Source organism: Pseudomonas sp. B20, from assembly GCF_020515755.1.
Lineage (GTDB): Bacteria > Pseudomonadota > Gammaproteobacteria > Pseudomonadales > Pseudomonadaceae > Aquipseudomonas > Aquipseudomonas syringae.
Genome location: NZ_JAHPJG010000023.1, coordinates 20,025 through 36,942, shown reverse-complemented (window position 1 = coordinate 36,942; position 16,918 = coordinate 20,025). Strand labels below are relative to the sequence as shown.

17 protein-coding genes are annotated in these 16,918 nt (G+C 58.5%); 3 read left to right on the top strand and 14 right to left on the bottom strand.

The genetic code is table 11. The features are described 5' to 3' along the window. Positions 1 to 30: 30 nt before the first annotated feature. From LIX91_RS21000 to LIX91_RS20970, 7 genes are all read right to left on the bottom strand, one after another. A complete protein-coding gene (locus LIX91_RS21000) occupies positions 31 to 1,623 on the bottom strand; it encodes a flagellar hook-associated protein 3 (RefSeq protein ID WP_003417853.1) in 1,593 nt (530 codons plus the stop codon). Positions 1,624 to 1,636: 13 nt separating this feature from the next. Continuing rightward, complete coding sequence (gene flgK, locus LIX91_RS20995) at positions 1,637 to 3,697, bottom strand: flagellar hook-associated protein FlgK (RefSeq protein ID WP_003404346.1); 2,061 nt, start codon at positions 3,695 to 3,697, stop codon at positions 1,637 to 1,639. A gap of 10 nt (positions 3,698 to 3,707) precedes the next feature. Then, positions 3,708 to 4,952: a flagellar assembly peptidoglycan hydrolase FlgJ gene (gene flgJ, locus LIX91_RS20990; RefSeq protein ID WP_100073007.1), complete on the bottom strand. Its 1,245-nt coding sequence runs from the start codon at positions 4,950 to 4,952 to the stop codon at positions 3,708 to 3,710. Positions 4,953 to 4,962: 10 nt separating this feature from the next. After that, a complete protein-coding gene (locus tag LIX91_RS20985) occupies positions 4,963 to 6,072 on the bottom strand; it encodes a flagellar basal body P-ring protein FlgI (protein WP_003404340.1) in 1,110 nt (369 codons plus the stop codon). Between the two features lie 13 nt (positions 6,073 to 6,085). Beyond that, complete coding sequence (flgH, locus tag LIX91_RS20980; protein ID WP_003370084.1) at positions 6,086 to 6,799, bottom strand: flagellar basal body L-ring protein FlgH; 714 nt, start codon at positions 6,797 to 6,799, stop codon at positions 6,086 to 6,088. Positions 6,800 to 6,883: 84 nt separating this feature from the next. After that, positions 6,884 to 7,672, bottom strand: a complete 789-nt coding sequence (gene flgG, locus LIX91_RS20975; RefSeq protein WP_003412455.1) for a flagellar basal-body rod protein FlgG — start codon at positions 7,670 to 7,672, stop codon at positions 6,884 to 6,886. Between the two features lie 46 nt (positions 7,673 to 7,718). Further along, positions 7,719 to 8,459 (bottom strand): flagellar basal body rod protein FlgF, encoded by a 741-nt coding sequence (locus tag LIX91_RS20970; protein ID WP_003316785.1) that lies wholly within the window; start codon positions 8,457 to 8,459, stop codon positions 7,719 to 7,721. 283 nt (positions 8,460 to 8,742) lie between these two features. Here LIX91_RS20970 and LIX91_RS20965 point away from each other — a divergent pair, with 283 nt between their 5' ends. Continuing rightward, a complete protein-coding gene (locus LIX91_RS20965) occupies positions 8,743 to 8,934 on the top strand; it encodes a hypothetical protein (protein ID WP_032699181.1) in 192 nt (63 codons plus the stop codon). Here the strand turns inward: LIX91_RS20965 and LIX91_RS20960 are convergent, their stop codons facing one another. The 5 genes from LIX91_RS20960 to flgB all read right to left on the bottom strand — a co-directional run bounded on the left by LIX91_RS20960 (position 8,935) and on the right by flgB (position 13,788). Next, positions 8,935 to 10,680 (bottom strand): flagellar hook protein FlgE, encoded by a 1,746-nt coding sequence (locus LIX91_RS20960; RefSeq protein WP_226489075.1) that lies wholly within the window; start codon positions 10,678 to 10,680, stop codon positions 8,935 to 8,937. A 197-nt stretch (positions 10,681 to 10,877) separates the two neighbouring features. Then, a complete protein-coding gene (gene flgE / locus LIX91_RS20955; protein ID WP_226489074.1) occupies positions 10,878 to 12,206 on the bottom strand; it encodes a flagellar hook protein FlgE in 1,329 nt (442 codons plus the stop codon). 25 nt (positions 12,207 to 12,231) lie between these two features. After that, positions 12,232 to 12,921 carry a flagellar hook assembly protein FlgD gene (gene flgD / locus LIX91_RS20950; RefSeq protein WP_003412461.1) on the bottom strand — a complete coding sequence of 230 codons (690 nt, stop codon included), beginning with the start codon at positions 12,919 to 12,921 and terminating at the stop codon, positions 12,232 to 12,234. 15 nt (positions 12,922 to 12,936) lie between these two features. Next, positions 12,937 to 13,377 (bottom strand): flagellar basal body rod protein FlgC, encoded by a 441-nt coding sequence (gene flgC, locus LIX91_RS20945; RefSeq protein WP_002554316.1) that lies wholly within the window; start codon positions 13,375 to 13,377, stop codon positions 12,937 to 12,939. Positions 13,378 to 13,380: 3 nt separating this feature from the next. Then, positions 13,381 to 13,788: a flagellar basal body rod protein FlgB gene (flgB, locus tag LIX91_RS20940; protein ID WP_003370068.1), complete on the bottom strand. Its 408-nt coding sequence runs from the start codon at positions 13,786 to 13,788 to the stop codon at positions 13,381 to 13,383. Between the two features lie 288 nt (positions 13,789 to 14,076). Between flgB and LIX91_RS20935 the strand changes: the two genes are divergently transcribed. After that, positions 14,077 to 14,856 (top strand): hypothetical protein, encoded by a 780-nt coding sequence (locus LIX91_RS20935; protein ID WP_226489073.1) that lies wholly within the window; start codon positions 14,077 to 14,079, stop codon positions 14,854 to 14,856. A gap of 46 nt (positions 14,857 to 14,902) precedes the next feature. Here the strand turns inward: LIX91_RS20935 and LIX91_RS20930 are convergent, their stop codons facing one another. Then, positions 14,903 to 15,376 carry a DUF1348 family protein gene (locus LIX91_RS20930; RefSeq protein WP_004416966.1) on the bottom strand — a complete coding sequence of 158 codons (474 nt, stop codon included), beginning with the start codon at positions 15,374 to 15,376 and terminating at the stop codon, positions 14,903 to 14,905. 10 nt (positions 15,377 to 15,386) lie between these two features. After that, entirely contained in the window at positions 15,387 to 15,854 is a 468-nt protein-coding gene (gene cynS / locus LIX91_RS20925; protein WP_003412468.1) for a cyanase, read from the bottom strand. Between the two features lie 73 nt (positions 15,855 to 15,927). Between cynS and cynR the strand changes: the two genes are divergently transcribed. Then, positions 15,928 to 16,842 (top strand): transcriptional regulator CynR, encoded by a 915-nt coding sequence (gene cynR, locus LIX91_RS20920; RefSeq protein WP_226489072.1) that lies wholly within the window; start codon positions 15,928 to 15,930, stop codon positions 16,840 to 16,842. Positions 16,843 to 16,918 lie beyond the last annotated feature (76 nt).

Below are 16,918 nucleotides of genomic sequence, written 5' to 3'. Positions count from 1 at the left end.
AAAAAGACGGCGGATGCTCAACGTCAGAACTCAAAGCTGACTGAACAGGTTCAACTTGGATAGCATGGTAAACACCTGCTGAGAAGCGTCCAGCATGGTTTTCTGCAATGTCAGGCGCGTGGTCGCCTCGACGATGTCGGCGTTTACGTAAGTGCCTTGCTCAGTGGTGTTGTTGCCTTTGAGCAGATCGTTGGTCGTACCTTGGGCGGTTGCCGCCAGCTGACGCGCACCGCCACTGGAACGTGCTGTAGAGGCTTGTTCGATGGAGCTGCTCATGTTGCCCAGCGCAGAGTTCAGCGCTGCCGTCATATTCTGCGAGGCCACCAGGTTGCCATCGGTGGGCGTCGACAGGGCTTTGATCGCCGCTGTCAGCGTATTGAGAATGTTCTCGGTCTGGTGCGTGCCAGACTCGACGATGAACTGATCACCGGCAGCGGGTGTGCCGCTGATATTGAAGTTCACCCCGGAGGCGTTGGCCGTCGAGCCGGTCATGGTGCCGCTGGACACTGGCTTGCTGCTACTGGTCAAGGGCGCAGCATACAGGTCGTAATCGGTCGGGCTGGTGAACTTGAGGATTGCGCCTTCTGTGGGGAAGGTATTGTTGAACGCGGTACGGTCCGCAGCGGTATTGCCCACGACAGAGCTGCTGACGGTCGCTGTCGAGGTATTGCCGGCGCTGCGCGAGGTGGAAACACTGTCCGGTGTCGACGCCAGCTGGTAGCTGCGATTGGCCAGAGCCGCATCTGCAGTAGCGTCCGAGACCCGATCAGCGGCTGGCAGGTTGACGTTGAGGGTCATTTCCACGCCGCGGAAGGTGAACGTCTGGGCATCGAACGAGCCGTGGGAAAACTTGCCGCCAGACGAGGTATCGGAACTCACGTCAGTGCCACTGGCATCAGTGATCTTGAATTGCGTGCCACTGAGAAAAGTCAGCGTATAGGGCTCGCCACCCTGGTAGCTGGCGTTATAGGTCGGAGTGGACGTCACCAGCCCACTGCTGAGGCCGATCTTGCCGTCATCGGTTGCAGGCGAAAGCAGTGTGGCAGACGTACGGGTGGTGTTGACCGACTGCTCGAAGGCCTCGAAACCTGTGGTATTGCTGGCCATTACCAGGCCGTCGCCTACCGCCAGATTGACGCTGGTCTGGTCGCCCTTATAGCTGTAGGAGCCGTCGGCGTTCAGCGAATACGGTGGCGTCGAGGCCTTGGAACCGGAAAATATGTACTGACCATTCGGGTCCTGGCTGTTCATCAAGCCCAGAATCTGACTCTGGTACTGCTTGAGCGCCGAAGCCTTGGCGAGACGGTCGGAGTCGGTAAAGGCGCCACTGCCTGCCGATACGATCTGCTCACGCGCGGCCTGCATCGTATCGATGATGCTGGTCAGCGTCGTTTCGGTGGTCACCGCGTTGGTATTGATCGTGCCGATATTGGTTTCATACTGGGTCAGCATGGAGTTCTGCTGGGTCAGTTGCAGTACGCGCGCCGCACCCACCGGATCATCGCCCGCAGTATTGAGCTTGATGCCGCTGGAAACCTCTTCGCTGGTCTTGTTCAGGTTCGAATAGTTACGCTGATAATTGGTGTTCGTGGATTCGAAGAACTGGGTAGTCGAGATACGCATGGCTCACGATTCCTTAAAGACTGTTAATCAGCGTGCTGAAAATGGTTTGTGCCGCCTTGATGATCTGCGAAGAGGCGGTGTAGTACTGCTGGTACTTGATCAGGTTGGACGCTTCTTCATCGAGGGATACACCCGAGACCGAATCGCGTGACGACTTCGCCTGGCTGACAACGGCCGCTGTGGCGGTCACATCGTTCTTGCTCTGGCTCGCCAGCGTACCCACAACAGACACCGTATCTGCATACGAACCGGACAGGCTGGTACCCACACCACCGTTGACGACGCCGACAGTCTTGGCGGTCTGCAGGCCGACCACCGCCAACGCATTGCGGTTATCGGACGAGCCGCCGCCGGTCATGCCGATGCTGAACGTGTCATTGGCAACCGGCGAGCCGGAAATGGTCATTTGCAGTTCAAAAGCGGTTTTGCTGCTTGGCGTTGTCGTGGTGTCGGTATAGCCAACGTTCAATTTGACGGTGTTGGCCTGACCCTGAATGATCGAACCACTGACGGCGTTGCCATTCTGGTCAAGCACCGCCCCGCCACTCGCATTGATCAGGGTATAACTCTGCACGCCGGTGCTGCTGACCGCACCCATTACCAGTTTCATCGGGGTGGAGTCTTTGAGCGCATTGCGCAGATCAGCGGTCTGGGTGCTGTCGTAGATATCGGACTTGGTGTTCAGCACCGGCTGAGTGAAGCCGCCGGTGCCGGAGTTGCTGCTACCCGCGGTTGCCGTCAACGGCGCGGCAGCTGCAATGTCCTTGGCATCGGTCAGCACCACCGAAATCCCCGAGGCGCCAGTACGGGTAGGGATGACCTTGAAACTGTCACCGGCTGCCAGCGTATTGCCGTTGAGGCTCACACTGAAGCCATCGAACTGCTTGGGCGGATTGTCAGCCAGCGAACCGGCACCCACGCTCTCGCCATTAGGCAGACGGCGCACGCTGAAATTCGATGAGTCGCTGAACGTCACTTCATAATCGTTGGCGGTCAGCTTGCTGGTGTCGCCGATCGTCACGTTGAGGTTGCCGGAGCCGACACTGTTGGTGGTTTTGCCGACGCTGCGCTGGGTGATGGCATCCGCACTGTTGATGCTGGAGAACAGGTTCGAACCGAAGTTGCCCTTGCTGTCGATACCCTGGCTCATCTGGCTGTTGACCTGATCGGACAGCACCATCGCGGTACGGCCCAGTTCATTGGTCGCGGGCACCAGCACTTCGTTGCGATAACGCAACAGACCACCGATCGAGCCGCCAGTAAGCACCGAGGTCACATCGGTCTGGGTCTGGCCGTAGGCAATCTGCACGTTGTACTGCAACGGATCGGACGGGCTCGGGCTGGCCGACATCTTGTAGGACGTGCCGCCACTGACCAGCGATTGTCCGGTGCCGGTATAAATGTCGAAGTTGCCGTTGTTCTCGACCACTTTCACACCAACCAGCTCGTTGAGCTGACGAACCGCTTCACTGCGCGAGTCAAGCAGGGTGTTCGGTGTGGCATTGCCCGCCGACGCTTGTGTGATCTGCTTGTTCAGGCTCGCCAGCGTGGTGGTCAGCTCGTTGACCTGTTTGGTGAAGGTGTTGAGCTGTGTGTTGACGTTATCGTTCTGCGTGGACAACTGCGACGACACCGAGTTGAAGCGTGCGCTCAACGCGCCAGCCTGGGTCAGGAACGACGAGCGTTCGGCCGACTGCGTGGCGCTGGTGGCGATGCCCTGCATCTTGGTGAAGAAATCCGCCAGCTGCACGGAGATCCCCGTCGCACTGTCGGACAGCAATGTGTCGGTCTTGCTGGCCTGACCGGAATAAGCCACTGCATCCGCGCTGAGGGCGGTGCTCGATTGCAATTGGGTGTCCAGATAGCTGTTGTAGATGCGACGTACGTCGGACAGCGTGGTGCCGGTACCGATGTAACCTACACCCTGACCAAGAGCGATCTGCGCCGAAGCCGTGGTCAGCACCTGCTGACGCGAGTAACCAGCGGTGTCCACGTTGGCCGTGTTGTTACCGATGGTGTTGATCGCGGCACTGCTGGCATTGATACCTGAGAGCCCAATTGAAATCAGCGACATGAGTCAAACCTTATAAAGTCGTGGAAGAGCCCGCTGCAGCGGCGTAAGTCTGGTAACTCTTCATCTGCTTCGCAATCTGCGAAATCTTGCTGGCATAGTCCGGGTCAGTGGCGTAGCCGGCCTTCTGCAATTCTTTTACAAACTGTTCCGGTTTATCGGCCGAATTGACCACTTCTTTATACCGGCTGTTGTTCTGCAACAGACTGACCAGGTCGTGGAAGCTGTCGGCGTAGGAATCGTAGGAACGGAAATCCGCCGTTTCCTTGACCATCTTGCCGTCGCGGAACTCGCTGGTGATCGCGCGCGCTTCGGCACCCTTCCAGCTGCCTGCCGCCTTGATGCCGAACAGGTTGTGACTGCTGCTGCCGTCCTGCTGACGCATGATCGATTTACCCCAACCGGTTTCCAGTGCCGCCTGCGCCACCAGCATGACCGGGTCGACGCCGATACGCGCTGCGGCTTCCTTGGCCAGTGGCAGCATGGTTTCGACGAACTGATCGGCGTTGCTGAATGCACGCTTGGCCGGTGCCAGCGGTGGCTGAGCCATGGAGCGCACGTACTCCGGCGCGGGTGCCAGGTTCGGATCGAGTGTCCAGTCGCCGTTGTCGCCTGTAGTGCCGGCTGTCGCGCGAGCGGGTACCGGACTGTTGCTGACCGCCGTTGTGGCGGACGGCACGATGCCAGCCAGCAGACGATCGGTGAGCTTGGCGGGCAAGGACAGACGGCGCGCGTTGAGCATCGCCATGTCATTGCGCCCTTCTCCGGACGCCGATGCCGCAGCCGCCGCCTGATCGGCAGCCGCCGAGCGCGTGGCCCACAACGGACGCTGATAGACGCTGGTCGCCAGACCGGTCTTGGCCGGCGCAGCGTCAGTAGCGGCCGCTGCAGCGTCGGTCGTATTGACCGGCGCGGCGTGGTTTATCCCCTTGTCTTTCGACAATTGGCGCATCAGCACGTCCTGCAAGCCTATACCGTTGCCACGGGTGGACAACGTGACCGCCAGTTGCTGGTCATACATGTCCTGATACTGCCGGGTGGCCGGGGTGTTCATCGGATTGTCCTTGGCCAGCACTTCGTTGGCCGAGCGCATGGCCTTGAGCATCTGACTGACGAACAGCGATTCGAACTCGCGGGCCACCTTCTTCTGGTTTTCCACACTGTCCTTGTCGCCATGCTTCAGCGACGCCAGACGGTTGACGTCGGTATAGGCACCCGAATCGACCGCCGACGAAATTCCGCTCTTGGGCATATCCATGCTCGAATCCTCAGATCACGATCAGGTCGGCTTGCAACGCGCCGGCCTGCTTAAGGGCTTCGAGAATGGCCATCAGGTCACCGGGCGCAGCGCCCACCTGATTGACCGCGCGAACGATCTCATCCAGCGTGGTGCCTGGACCGAACTTGAACATCGGGTGCAGCTCCTGCTGGGCATTGACCCGCGAGCGAGGCACTACCGCAGTCTGGCCGCCGGACAATGCGCCCGGCTGGCTGACGATCGGGTCTTCGGTGATGGTCACGGTCAGGCTGCCGTGGGTAACGGCAGCAGGCGACACCTTGACGTTCTGGCCGATGACGATGGTGCCGGTCCGCGAATTGATGATGACCTTGGCAGCGGTCTGGCCCGGATCGACTTCCAGGTTTTCCAGAATCGACAGGTAGTCGACACGCTGGCCCGGATCAAGCGGCGCGGTCACACGCACCGAACCACCGTCCAACGCCTGAGCGACGCCCGGGCCCAGTAATTCGTTGATCTTGTCGACAATCCGCTTGGCAGTGGTGAAGTCGGAACGGTTCAGGTTCAGGGTCAGGGTATTGCCCTGATTGAAGCCGCTCGGCACCGAGCGCTCGACCGAAGCTCCGCCAGGAATGCGTCCCGACGACGGGACGTTGACGGTAATCTTCGAACCGTCACGGCCTTCCGCGTCGAAACCGCCGACCACCAGGTTGCCCTGAGCGATGGCGTAAACGTTGCCGTCGACACCTTTCATCGGTGTCATCAACAACGCACCACCGCGCAGGCTTTTGGAGTTACCGATTGAGGAAACGGTGATATCGACCGTCTGGCCCGGCTTGGCAAACGCTGGCAGATCTGCATAAACCGCAACTGCCGCGACGTTCTTCAACTGCACGGTGCCCGAACCGGATGGAACCTTGATGCCGAACTGCGACAGCATGTTATTGAAGGTCTGCAGGGTGAACGGGGTCTGGGTGGTCTGGTCACCTGTACCGTTGAGACCCACGACCAGACCGTAACCGATCAACTGGTTGGCCCGTACGCCGGAGATGCTCGCGATGTCCTTCAGACGCTCGGCGTGGACGCCGAACGCTGTGGACAACAACAAGGTCGCCGCTATCAGTTGCTTGAGCTTGATCATGTCTATCCCGCTATCAGAAAGGGAACAACGGGCTGAGGAAGAACCGGTCGAACCAGCCTGGCTGGCTGGTATCGGCAAAGGCTCCGGTCCCCGAATAGGTAATACGTGCATCAGCGATACGGGTGGACGACACGGTGTTGTCGGTCGCGATGTCGTCAGCCCGGACCAGGCCGGCAATCCGCACCAGTTCGTCACCGGTGTTGAGGGTCATCCACTTTTCGCCACGCACCGCCAGAATGCCGTTGGGCAGCACATCCGCAACCGTCACGGTAACCGAACCGGTCAGACTGTTGCTCTGTGCGGCCTTGCCATCACCCTTGGTGGTGCGCGCGCCGTTGTAACCGGCGTTCAGGCTCAGGTCGTTGCCGCCTATCGGGTTGTTGGTGGTCAGACCCGAACCGAACAGCGAGGTCAGACCAATGCTGTTGGTGCTGTCCTTGGTCATGGCCGAAGTGGCCGCCTTGCTCGCCGCCATACGCTCGGAAAGCGTGATGGTGATGATGTCGCCAATACGGAAGGCCTTGCGGTCGCCGTACAGATTCTGCTCGAAACCGGCCTGATAGATGGCGCCATTGTTGGCAGCCGCCGACATGGGCGTACGCGGCAACACCGGAGCGTAATAAGGGTCATTGGGCTTGGCCGTCGGCGCAACACAGCCGGACAGCAGGGTGATCCCGCACAATGAAGCGATCAACACTGAAAAACGCGGAACACTAAGGCGGTTCATGACACTTGAAACCTCGCGGTGTAACAGGCGCTTATCAGGCGCCCCATCGGATTGAGCGGTTCTACGAGCAGAGACATCAAGGACTTACAGGTTCTGCGTCAGGTTTTGCAGCATCTGGTCAGCGGTCGAGATCACTTTGGAGTTCATCTCATAGGCGCGCTGGGTAGTGATCATGTTGACCAGTTCCTCAACGGTGCTGACGTTGGAGTTTTCCAGGGTGTTCTGCAGGGTCGGGCCCAGGCCGTTAAGGCCAGGGGTGCCGATCTGCGGCGCGCCGCTCGAACCGGTTTCCAGGTAAAGGTTGCCACCGATGGCCTGCAGGCCGGCCGGGTTGATGAAGTCGGCGGTCTGGATATTGCCGATGATCTGCGGTGTTGCAGTGGCGCCTGCCAGCGTGACGGAAACAGTACCGTCCTGGCCTACCGTGAAGGTCTGGGCGTTCTGCGGAACGACAATCGCAGGCTCGAGGGCATAACCATTGGCGGTCACGATCTGGCCGTTGGCGTCGAGGTGGAACGTACCGTCACGGCTGTAGGCAATGGTGCCGTCCGGCTGGGTCACCTGAAAGAAACCACGACCGTTGACCGCCAGGTCCAGCGGGTTGTTGGTGGTCTGCAGGCTACCGGCAGTGAAGTTCTTCTGCGTGCCTACAATGCGCACACCTGTACCCAGTTGCAGGCCGGAAGGCAGTTCGCTGTCCTGAGTGGACTGGGCACCCGGCTGGCGTTTGATCTGATACAGCAGGTCCTGGAACTCGGCACGGTCACTCTTGAAACCGGTGGTCGAGACGTTCGCCAGGTTGTTGGAGATGGTGGTCAGGTTGGTGTCCTGAGCGGCAAGGCCGGTTTTGGCGACGTATAGTGCAGGAAGCATGTGTGTTCTCCTCAAGCGCCGGTTTGTCGGCGCAAGCTGTCATTGATTAGCCAAGTTGCAAGACGCGAGCCATAGACTGATCGTCTTCTTCGGCGGTCTTCATCATCTTGACGTGCAATTCGAATTGACGGGACAAGGCCAGTACCGAGGTCATTTCCTCGACCGCGTTGACGTTGCTCGCCTGCAGAAAGCCGGACTCGACCTGAACCGTGGCATCTGCGTCGGCAGGCCGGCCGGTCTTGGTGTGGATCAGGCCGTCAGGGCCCTTCTCCATGGTCTTCAGGTCAGGCCTGACCAGCTTGATGCGGTCAACCTGCGCCATCACCTGCGGACTCTCGCCCAGCGAACGAATGCTGATCGTGCCGTCGGCGCCGATCTCGATCTGCTGCTGAGGCGGCACGGCAATCGGACCGCCGTTGCCCATAACCGGCAAACCACTGCCGTCGCGCAACACGCCCAGGGCGTCGATGTTCATGCCGGAACTGCGGGTGTAGGCTTCACCGCCGTCGGGCGTCTGCACGGCGATCCAGCCATCACCCTTGACGGCGATGTCCAGCTCACGACCGGTCTGCACCATGGCACCGGCGGAAAAGTCGGTCCCGGGACGCTCGCTCATGGCATAGGCGCGCGATGGCATCACCTCGCCAAACACCGGCATCGAGCGGGCCTGTTCAAGGTCACGCATGAAACCGTTGGTCGAGACGTTTGCCAGGTTGTTGGCATGAGCCTTTTGCGCGATCGCGTTTTCGGATGCACCGCTCATTGCGACGTAAAGCAACTTGTCCACAGTCTTCCTCCTCCGACAGACGCTTGCCGCCTGTAGCTGTTCTGAAAGGGTTAAAGCAATTTTTGAACCAACTTGTCAGGCTCGATACAAATGCCTGATTAGCCAGTAAAAACTGGCGATCGCCGATCGCCTTGGGACAGAGCGCCAGCCAATAGCGGCGGTGGACTGCCGCCTGCCGCCTGCCAGGCAGGAAACACCGCCAAAAAAACTTCATCGAACTGCGCCGAGAACCGGATCGACAGTGATAATCTTGCCGACACCGCAACCCTGACCGGGAACCGTCATGCCTTTTCGTGCGTGCATCATCGGTATCGCGAGCGCGAGCCTGATGACCTTTGCCCTGCTCTCCCAGGCCGCTCCCGCCCGCTATTACAAATGGCAGGGCGACAGCCGGATCGTCTGCGCCCAGGCCAGCCCGGGCCCAGGCTGGAAACGCTTGAAAGGCCACTTCATCAAAGCCGACTGCTCGATCTGATCAGGTCGATTGAATCAGCGTCTGCATCAGCGTCACTTCGGTGGATATCGCCTTGGAGTTGGCCTGATAGGCCGTCTGGGCCTGAATCAGCGCAATCAGCTCATCGGCCAGCACGACGTTCGACCCCTCCAGCGCGCCACTGACGATGCTGCCCAGCGTGCCGACGCCCGGCACATCATATTCAGCCACTCCGGAATCAGCAGTGGCGGTCCAGCGTGTATCGCTACGCGGCTGCAAGCCATGCGGATTGGCGAAACTGGCGAGCATCACCTGACCGATGGGCTTGGTCATGCCATTGGTAAACCCGGCACGCAGAATGCCGTCCCGGCCGACGTCGAGGCTTTTCAACTCCCCTGCCGAATGGCCATCCACGTATGCGGCGGAGCGCGAACTGGCAGCGTTGTGCTGAAGCAGATGGGTGAAGTCGATGGTGATGCCGTCAGCACTGCCAGCCGCCCCGTTGGGTATCCAGCGCTCGCGACTGGTACCAGGATCAACCGCCATCACCGGCGACCAGCCCGTGAGTTTCAGCTGATCGCCGTTGCTGCTCAGGCCCGGACTGCCGGTCAACGACGCGACAGCGCCATGAGAATCGAAAACAATGTTCGCCGTCAGCGGCACCCTGGAACCGGGGTTCTGCGGATTTCGATCGTCGATCAGCACGTGCAGGCGCCAGCTGTTGGTGCCGTCTTTCACGAAATACTGTTTCAGCTCATGGGTGTTGCCCTGACTGTCAAAGATCTGGTTACCGAACATCCTGCTGTAAGTGTTCAGATCTGCGGGATTGAAGTCCGGAACCGGCCGATGCATGACCGTATCGCCCGGGTCGAGCAGACTGGCCCCGGCGTCGTTCAATGGCAACGAAACAGCCCCGCCATTCAGGGAGCCATTCGCCGCCCAGGCGCCATTGATCTGCGCGGCAGGCACCCAACCCTGCAAGGCAAATTCGGTGTCCGAAACTTTGCGCAGATGCTGATCATTGCCGCTGTACGACAGGGAACCGTCAGGCTTCAGCTCGAGGCTTACCTGCAGCGGCGCTACGCTGTCGGGATCCACCGGATTGCGCCCGTCCACCAGTACATACATCGACCACTGATTGGCCTCGGTCTTGACGAAATACTGCTTGAGCTCATGATTGGCTGCGGGCACCGGAGTGATGCCCACATCCTGGATGGTCCGGGTGGCGACCCGTGTGTAGGTCGCGGGGTCGTCCGGGTCAAAGGTCGGCAAGCGAGCAAGCGAAGGCAGCGAGGCATCCAGATTGATGGTTTCAGCCACCGTGGTCGTGGCCCTGGCACCGACGTTGGACGTATCGATCTGCAAGTCCGTGCGGATGCCACTGGCAATCTCGCCCTTGTCGTTTGCGGCGTAACCCTGCAAGCGCCCGCCATCGCTGTCGACGACAAAGTTCGCAGCGTCCTTCAAAAAGGCGCCGGCCCGCGTATAGGCCAGTGAACCCTGATCACTGACCACGAAAAAACCGTTGCCCTGAATACGCATATCCAGCGCATTGCCGGAACTGATCACCGTTTCACCCTGATTGAAATTCTGCTGCACCGAAGCAAGTCGTACGCCATCCCCGACGGCTTGCTGCCCGGCCCCCAACTGTGCGGACGCATACAGAGCAGAAAACTGCGCACGAGACGACTTGAAACCCAGGGTGCCGACGTTGGCAATATTGTTACCCGCTACTTCCAGTCGTTTATTGGCAGCATGAATACCGCTGATCGCTGTATTGAATGACATGAGAACTCCCTTGCCGTAAAGGCAATTCATAGAGGAGTTTTATTCTCACACCATCGTGCGTAGGAAGTTTCCAAGTAGGATGCGGGAGTCATCCGTAACTTTCAGCACTAAAAAAGACATAACAAAATACTTTGCAGACACCCATAAAAAAGCCCCTTTTTACAGGGGCTCTTTCAACACGTATCAAACAACGCGTGTTACGTCATCTGAATAGTGGTCTGCATGATGGTGCTTTGTGTGGAAATGGTCTTGGCGTTAGCCTGATAGTTGCTCTGCGCCTTGATCAGGTTAACCAGTTCCATGGTCAGGTCGACGTTGGATTCTTCCAGCGCCTGACCGGTGATGTAACCCAAGGTACCCGACTGTGGAGCGCCGCTCACCGGTACGCCGGAAGCGAACGTTTCACGCCAGTTGGTGCCGCCGGCCTGCGCCAGACCCTGCACGTTGGCAAAGCTGGTCAGCGAGGTCTGACCGATCACCTGCGACTTGCCGTTGGTGTAGGTGGCGAACAGGTTGCCGCTGGAGTCAACGTTCATGCCGCTCAGCTGGCCAGTGGCGTAGCCATTCTGATCCTGCTTGAGCAGACCGGATACCGAAGCGGTCTGGGTAGTGCTCGACATGTCCAGCTTGATCGAAGCTGCGCCCGTCGCGCCGTTGGCTGCCCAGGTGGCTGTTGTGCCAGTACCGACCTGCACACCAGGTACCCAGTTGATCACGGCGAATGTACCGTCAGCGTTGAACTTGATGTTGGCGCTGTCAGTAGGAACGGCGCCGCCGGCGGTGGTTACCAGGTTGCCCGAAGAATCGAATGTCAGGTCATTTTTGTCCGGCGCGGTGGACGTCGGATCGGAAATGCTGCGCCCGTCCATCAGGGAATACATCGACCAGGTATTGGTGCCGGTCTTGACGAAATACTGATCCAGGGTGTGAGCATTACCCTGAGTGTCGTAAGTCGGGGTGCTGTATTTGACGTTGTAGCTATTGGTATCGGTCGCATCGAACGTCGCAACGGTCGGCAACGCAGTCGTCGAGTTCAGGTTGGCGGAGTTGGTGATCGTGGTCGTCGCCTTGGGGTCCAGGTTGGACGCATTCACACGCAGATCGCTGAGCGCGCCGGTCACCACAGCGCCATTGGCGTCAACGTTGTAACCCTGCAGCTTCATGTTGCTGCTATTGACGACGTAGCCTTCCTTGTCGGTGTGGAATGCACCGGCACGGGTATACAGCTTCTCGCCGTTATTGCTCATCATGAAGAACCCGTCGCCATTGATGGCAAGGTCCAGACTGTTGGCTGTTCCGGTGGTCAGGCTGCCCTGGGAGAACTGCTGGGAAACCGCAGCGGTTGTCACGCCACTGCCGACGCTGGTATTGCCGGAAGTACCGCGAATCGACTGAGCATATTGATCAGCGAACTCGGCACGTGACGATTTGAAACCGGTTGTCGCGACGTTGGCAATGTTGTTGCCAGTAACGTCGAGACTTTTGTTTGCAGCATAGAGCCCACTAAGGCCGATATTGAAAGACATGTTTCACTCCTGCGCCGTAGCGGCTCTACAATCCGATAGTTTGAACTTTGGACAGGGCAACACTGCCGCTGGCCAGGTTAAGCGTTGTTTCTGCGCCATTGACACCCAGCGTGACACTGTTGACCGTGGCGGGCAGGTAAGTTGAAAACTGTGTGTTCTTGCCTTCGACCGAGCCTTCAGCCTTGAAGCTGTAAGTGCCCGATGGCAGCTGGGTACCGCTTGAGTCCGTACCGTCCCAGGCAAAGCTGGTAGTACCGGCTTTTTGCGTGCCCAGGTCGACACTGTCGACCAGATTCGATTGCGCGTCGTACACCTTGACAGTCGTTAGCGAGCTCTCGCTCGGCACAACGATCGAACCGGTCAGGCCTTTGGTGGTATCGACCGAGGTACTGCTCGCATCGATGATCACCGAGCGACCGACCAGTGACGAGGCCTGCAAGGCCTGCGACGACTTGTAGCTGCTGGCGATCGTGTCCACCGTCGACGTCAGATTCTGCATGCTTTCAAGGCTGCTGAACTGCGCCAGTTGCGCCACGAACTGCGTGTTGTCCTGCGGGTCCAGAGGGTTCTGGTTCTTCATCTGCGTGACCAGCAGTTGCAGGAACGAATCCTTGCCCAGCGTGCCGGTAGAGTCCGTCTTGGTCGGTGTCGGGTTCTGCAGCGTATTCAGAAACGTCGATGAGACGCTGGTTGCTGAGGTGTTATCAACGGCCATAACTTTCGCCTTCTATCACTGACCGAGGGTCAGAACCTTCTGCATCATGGATTTAGCGGTGTTCATGATTTCTGCGTTGGTCTGGAAAGACCGGCTGGCAGAAATCATGTCGGCCATTTCTTCCACGACATTGACGTTGGGGTAATAGACATACCCGTCCTTGTCAGCGGAAGGATGATTGGGCTCGTAACGTGCTTCCAGGTTCGAGCTGTCTTCGATGATGCCGTTGACCTGAACGCCCTGCCCGGCTTCGCCCTGGTCCTGGAACAGCGAACCACCTGTAGACTGCTGACCCTGCATCACGGTGGCGAACACCGGGTGACGGGCGCGATAGGTCTGGTCCATGCTCGAAGACACGGTCTCGGCGTTGGCGATGTTACTGGCCGTGGTGTTCAGACGCGTGGTCTGGGCACTCATGGCGCTACCGGCAATGTTGAACACATTGGCTAGTGACATGAATTATTCTCCGCGAAGGGCTGCAACCAGCCCCTTGAACTTGCTGTTGAGCAATGTGAAGCTGGCCTGGAAGCCCATGGCGTTCTCGGTGTAGCTGGCCTGCTCGACCTGGGAATCAACGGTGTTCTGGTCCAGCGAAGGCTGCGACGGCGTGCGATACATCAGCGTCCCGTCGTCATTGCCCATGCCCTCGGCTTCGATATGGCGGCTGTTGGTCTTGTTCAGCGCGAAGTGACCGTTCTGGACCTTGTCGTTTTCGGCAGCCAGCACCGAAGAGAAGTCCAGATCGCGAGCCTTGAAATTCGGGGTGTCGGCGTTGGAGATGTTGTTGGCCAACACCTCTGCACGCTGAGCCCGGAAGTTCAGAGCCTTTTCATGTATGCCTAGCGCTTTATCGAAGCTGATGCTCATTTCGGGAAACCTTTGCCGGTTGACCTGATTCTGTTGTTACTGACAAAGCAATCGGCGTGCCATGTTGTAAAAGCCAATGTTTGCAGGGGCCGCAGGCGGCGGCGAGGCGGCAATGCCAGAAAAGCGGCAAGGCATTTCCGCTGTGGAGGGGTAAAGCGGCAAGGTGGGTGCCGTTTTTTTGCCAGTATGGGGGGAGCGTTGGCGAATCTCGTATCTGCACTACAGGATTGTGGTGATGACCGATACACTCAGGCACACAAGGATTGGCAATTGGAAAGGAGTTTCATCTTGGTCGACTCAATAGGCACTCAAAACAACCCGGGCATTAACACCGCAAAAGCCGTGGCGTCCCCCACCACCTCACCCACCCCCCGCGCCCCTTCTGCCACCTCAAACAAAACGCAGGACTCAGGCAAGCTTTCTTCTCTTTCTGTGCAACTCAGCGAAAGCGCGACGCGTGCGGCGTCAAGAGATGCGAGCCTTGACCGTAAAGCCTTGAGTGAAAAAAACAGCCAGTTGACAGAGCAACTGGTAGGAAGCAGTTACGACGCGAATAAAGCCAGGCACGATGCCGAAGTCCCCCAAAGCAACGATCCTGATCGCCTGGAACGCGCAAAAAACGCGACTGAATTCGTTACTGGCAGTGGAAAGAACCCGTTTTCCGGCATGTCCCGAGACCAGCTTTCACTTATCGCCTATGACGAAAGCAGCGACTTTACAGTCAATGAGAAAAAATCAGCATGGCTGGAGTCCTATCGCCAGGAGAGGGTATGGCGCCAGCAAGTCGTAGCCGAAGGAAGCGCTGAATACAGTAAGACCGGCAAGCTGACTGACTTTTACACATCGGTTCTCGATCACTATAAAGGGCTGCCAGCCATCGAGCAGTCGCAATACCCTTCCAGCTACGAAACCAAACTTCAGGGCTGGATTGATCAAGACTTCAATTACCTGACCAATACGGCTGAAGGCAAAAGTGACGCTCAAGATTTCATCGGCAAGCTTCTGACCCGTAATGAAAGCTTATTTGGCGACAGTGCATCAGCTACCGACTCACCATCCACCGAATGAAAGTCCGGGCGGTTTTCGATAATCTCCGCCCGGACAACGCTTTCAATCAGAGCCCCAGCTCACTCAACCCTGGGTGATCATCCGGTCGGCGTCCCAATGGCCAATGGTATTTGCGCTCGGACTCGGCGATCGGCAAATCGTTGATGCAGGCAAAGCGCCGTTGCATGAGGCCGTTTGCAGCGAACTCCCAGTTTTCATTGCCATACGAACGGAACCAGTTGCCGGAGTCGTCATGCCATTCGTACGCATAGCGCACGGCGATGCGGTTATCCGTGAATGCCCAGAGCTCCTTGATCAGCCGGTAGTCCAGTTCCTTGCGCCACTTGCGTTCCAGAAAGGCCTGAGCCTCTGCGCGACCATTGACGAACTCGCTGCGGTTACGCCAATAGGTGTCTTCGGTGTAGGCCAGCGCGACTTTCGCCGCATCGCGCGAATTCCAGCCATCCTCGGCGCCACGGACTTTCTGGACTGCAGTCTCCAGGGTGAAGGGTGGCAATGGCGGTCTTCCTTTATCACTCATCTCGGCGTCCTCAGAACGGTTTGTAGGGCAGGAATTTTCCATCGAGGGTGATCACGGCTCGCTCGCCCCCTTCCGGATCGTCGACTTTCTTGATGTCGAGCTTGAAGTTGATTGCGCTGATGATGCCGTCGCCGAACTGCTCATGCACCAGTGCTTTCAGCGTTGTGCCGTAGACCTGAACCATTTCATGGAAGCGGTATATCGTCGGGTCGCTTGAGACGTCTTCGACATTGCCGCGCATCGGGATGGTTTGCAGTTCGGCGACCGCATCCCGGTCCAGCCCGAGACGCTCGGCGACCACCTCGGCCACCGCTTCCGGCAAAGGGTGCTGACCAAGCAAGGCAGCGGTGACATACACCACGCTCAACCCCGTACCTTCTGCTAGCCCCGCCCAGGTCAGGTTCTTTGCAGTCTTGGCCTGCAGCACACGCTCAGTCAGATGCTGGCGCGGCGCTCTGGAAATATTGCTGTGCGGCATAGGTAACCCTCCGGAATGAATTCACGTCAATCACAGCATCGACGACTATCACCATAAGATCCAAGACTGATTTATGATCATCACCATAATCCTGACTTATGGTGATGCTGTGCTGTTACGCCATATACGTTATTTGCTGGCAGTCGCCGACCATGGCAATTTCACCCGGGCAGCCGAGGCCCTGCATGTCTCGCAACCGGCGTTGTCGCAGCAGATCAGGCAACTGGAAAGCAGTCTGGGTGTGCAACTGTTCGACCGCACCCGCCGCAGTGTCGTGCCGACCGATGCCGGCCGCGTGTATCTGGACCACGCGCGTCGCTGCCTGCTTGAGCTGGAGGCCGGGAAGCGTGCGCTCGACGATGTCAGCGATCTGTCACGCGGACAATTGCGCCTCGGCGTCACGCCCACCTTCAGTGAATACCTGATAGCGCCGCTGATCGACCGCTTCAGTGCGCTGTATCCGGGAGTGGCAATCATCCTCACGGAGCTGCCTCTGGAGCAGATTACCGAGGCATTGATCAGTGACGCGCTCGATCTGGCCATCGGCTTTGCCGGCAGTCATGCTGTCGAGATAGACAGCCAGCCTCTGTTCGATGAACAACTGTGCCTGGTCATGGCCAAGCCTGGCCCCGAAAAGCAGGCCGCATTGACACTTGAGGACCTGCAAACACTTCGCTTTGCCTTGCTCGCCCCCGGATTCGCCACTCGCCAGTTGCTGGATGCCTGGTGCCAGATGCACAACTTCAAGCCGACGGTCGGCCTTGAGGCGAACTCGATTGCCATTTTGCTCAAGGTCGTCGCCCAAGGCCGCATGGTGACCATTCTTCCCGATGCCATCGTTCGCGAGCAGCCTGGATTGCGCGAAGTTCAGACCATCCCTGCCCTGCCTGGGCGGACGGTTGCGCTGCTGCGGCGTAAAAACGGCTACCAGAGCGCTGCCGCCAACGCTTTTGCAAAACTGGTGAGCGGCAGCAGTACGCAAACATGAAACCGATGGGCAGACGATCAGAGCTGTTTTCGGCCGCGCACAAAAAAAGAGACCCGAAGGTCTCTTTTTTCATGAC

Bases quoted from the DNA above. Each gene is read 5' to 3' on its own strand.
- LIX91_RS21000 (WP_003417853.1), bottom strand. From the start codon at position 1,623: ATGCGTATCTCGACTACCCAGTTCTTCGAATCCACGAACACCAATTAT.
- flgK (WP_003404346.1), bottom strand. From the start codon at position 3,697: ATGTCGCTGATTTCAATTGGGCTCTCAGGTATCAATGCCAGCAGTGCC.
- flgJ (WP_100073007.1), bottom strand. From the start codon at position 4,952: ATGGATATGCCCAAGAGCGGAATTTCGTCGGCGGTCGATTCGGGTGCC.
- LIX91_RS20985 (WP_003404340.1), bottom strand. From the start codon at position 6,072: ATGATCAAGCTCAAGCAACTGATAGCGGCGACCTTGTTGTTGTCCACA.
- flgH (WP_003370084.1), bottom strand. From the start codon at position 6,799: ATGAACCGCCTTAGTGTTCCGCGTTTTTCAGTGTTGATCGCTTCATTG.
- flgG (WP_003412455.1), bottom strand. From the start codon at position 7,672: ATGCTTCCTGCACTATACGTCGCCAAAACCGGCCTTGCCGCTCAGGAC.
- LIX91_RS20965 (WP_032699181.1), top strand. From the start codon at position 8,743: ATGCCTTTTCGTGCGTGCATCATCGGTATCGCGAGCGCGAGCCTGATG.
- LIX91_RS20960 (WP_226489075.1), bottom strand. From the start codon at position 10,680: ATGTCATTCAATACAGCGATCAGCGGTATTCATGCTGCCAATAAACGA.
- flgE (WP_226489074.1), bottom strand. From the start codon at position 12,206: ATGTCTTTCAATATCGGCCTTAGTGGGCTCTATGCTGCAAACAAAAGT.
- flgD (WP_003412461.1), bottom strand. From the start codon at position 12,921: ATGGCCGTTGATAACACCTCAGCAACCAGCGTCTCATCGACGTTTCTG.
- flgC (WP_002554316.1), bottom strand. From the start codon at position 13,377: ATGTCACTAGCCAATGTGTTCAACATTGCCGGTAGCGCCATGAGTGCC.
- flgB (WP_003370068.1), bottom strand. From the start codon at position 13,788: ATGAGCATCAGCTTCGATAAAGCGCTAGGCATACATGAAAAGGCTCTG.
- LIX91_RS20930 (WP_004416966.1), bottom strand. From the start codon at position 15,376: ATGAGTGATAAAGGAAGACCGCCATTGCCACCCTTCACCCTGGAGACT.
- cynS (WP_003412468.1), bottom strand. From the start codon at position 15,854: ATGCCGCACAGCAATATTTCCAGAGCGCCGCGCCAGCATCTGACTGAG.
- cynR (WP_226489072.1), top strand. From the start codon at position 15,928: ATGATCATCACCATAATCCTGACTTATGGTGATGCTGTGCTGTTACGC.